The 2,074-nt window shown below is 44.8% G+C and carries 2 protein-coding genes and 1 pseudogene; all 3 read left to right on the top strand.

The annotated features are described in order from the left end of the window. A pseudogene (locus tag OS145_RS12595) lies at window positions 1-296 on the top strand (tRNA dihydrouridine(20/20a) synthase DusA); the annotation flags it as partial. A gap of 189 nt (window positions 297-485) precedes the next feature. Then, window positions 486-752: a hypothetical protein gene (locus OS145_RS12590; RefSeq protein WP_006957016.1), complete on the top strand. Its 267-nt coding sequence runs from the start codon at window positions 486-488 to the stop codon at window positions 750-752. Window positions 753-918: 166 nt separating this feature from the next. Next, the coding region (locus OS145_RS12585) for a dipeptidase (RefSeq protein WP_006957012.1) at window positions 919-2,074 on the top strand (1,156 nt) is incomplete at its 3' end.

The raw sequence follows: 2,074 nt of genomic DNA, 5'->3' as shown, positions 1-2,074 counted from the left end.
ACCCGTGGTTGTTGACTGAGTTAGAAACCCTATATACATCAAACCCTACCTCTATTTCACGAGAAAGTGTGGCGCGTCAGATGATTCCGTACATTCAGCAACACATTGCCGCAGGTGGTCGCGCGTGGCACGTTGTGCGTCACATGCTTGGACTTTTCCAAGGACAGCCCGGCGGAAAAAAATGGCGCCAGTTCTTGAGTATAAAAGGGCCTCGTTTAAATGATGCTGAAGCGCTTATTGAGGGCGCTATTGAGTTCCGGACAGATAGCTCCTTACGTCTTGCTGATATTCAGTAGCGATATTGACTAAAATTTAGTGTGTTTTGTAAAGCGGTGTGATTTTTTCACCAAGCCAAAGAAAGTAATAAAACTAACTGTTTTAAAAATTCTTTAAAAACAAGGTGTTATAATTTTTATAAAGTTGGCACAACCTTTGAAAGAGTAATAGCGACTTAATTAATACGTTACCTTCAAAGGAGCACAGCCATGAAAAAATTTATTATCACTTTGTCAGCCGTTGCCGCATTGAGTTCAGTCCCTGCAATGGCTCAAGATAGTCAAGAGAGTAGCATCCGTAGCGCTCTTCAAACTGAGGTCAGTTCAATTTCTGAGTCACTGTGGCAAGCATCAAAAGATGCTGTTGTATCCACTCTCGATGAAATCACTACTGAACTGTTTAGCGAAGAAGCCCTTGCTTCACGTGAATCACGGGATGACTCAGCTGAGTCAAACGACGACAACAAAAGCGAGTAATCACCATGGCGTATCTCACTCATTGGTGGTTGGTTTGGTTAATCGCACCGGTGTTAGGCACAGTTATCATCGGTGCGGTGACCGCCGCGAGTTCATCGCTAGTGCGTCAGGGTTAAAGTTTTGTTAATCTGCAAGTTCTCTGTTTTGGTTGTGTTAAGGAACTTGCATGTTAAAAAAGACAATTACAATGACGGCACTAGCGGCACTTGTCGCTACCGCAACATCTAGTTTTGCTGAAGAATATACCGCTAGTGATAAAGCACGTATGCTAGCGAAAGAAAACCTACTTATCGATACGCACATCGACGTCCCCTATCGTATTCATAACGAGTGGGAGGATGTGACCGTCGCTACCGAGGGTGGAGATTTTGATTATCCAAGAGCGGTAGAGGGCGGGTTAAATGCCCCTTTCATGTCAATTTATATTCCTGCGCATTACGAACAGAGTGGTGGGAGTATTCAACTAGCGAATGAGCTTATTGATAGTATGGAGGCTCTCGTCGGTCGTGCGCCAGATAAATTCGCTATGGCTTATACGACAGAGCAAGTGAAGGAAAACACTGAAAAAGGCTTAATGTCTATTGCCTTGGGAATGGAAAACGGCACCCCCATCGAGGGTGATCTTGCCAACCTTGAGCACTTCTACAAGCGCGGTATTCGCTACATTACGTTGGCGCACTCACAGTCCAACCATATCTCGGATTCATCATACGATATCCGTCGCCAATGGGATGGTTTATCACCTTTTGGTAAGAAGCTTGTGAAAGCAATGAATGATATCGGTGTGATGGTCGATGTTTCACATATCTCCGATGATGCGTTTTATCAAGTTATCGAGATCAGTGAGGCGCCCGTTATCGCGTCACATTCGTCTTTACGTCAGTACACACCAGGTTTTGAACGCAACATGAGTGACGACATGCTGAAAAAGCTTGGTGAAAACGGCGGTGTCATTCAAATCAACTTTGGGTCTTCATTTGTTGCAAAGCAAGCCAACCGCTATCGCGATATGCTTAAAAAGCGTATTGAGGCAGTAAAAGAACAGTATGGCGAAGAGTCTGAGGAAGCAAAGCAGCGTATTGCGGAGATCGAGAACAACAACCCATATCCGTATGCGACGCTTGACCAAGTCCTAGACCATATCGACCATGTGAAAGCGTTGATTGGTGTTGAGCATATTGGGATTGGCTCGGACTACGATGGCGTAGGTGATTCCTTACCTGTAGGTTTGAAAGACGTGTCGAGTTATCCTAACTTGGTTCAGGGTTTGCTAGACCGCGGTTACACCGATGAAGAAATTAAAATGATCTTGGGTGGCAATT

The organism is Idiomarina baltica OS145 (genome assembly GCF_000152885.1).
Taxonomy (GTDB): domain Bacteria; phylum Pseudomonadota; class Gammaproteobacteria; order Enterobacterales; family Alteromonadaceae; genus Idiomarina; species Idiomarina baltica.
Note: the sequence above shows the minus strand (reverse complement) of the source record. Positions and strands in the feature narration are given on the sequence as shown.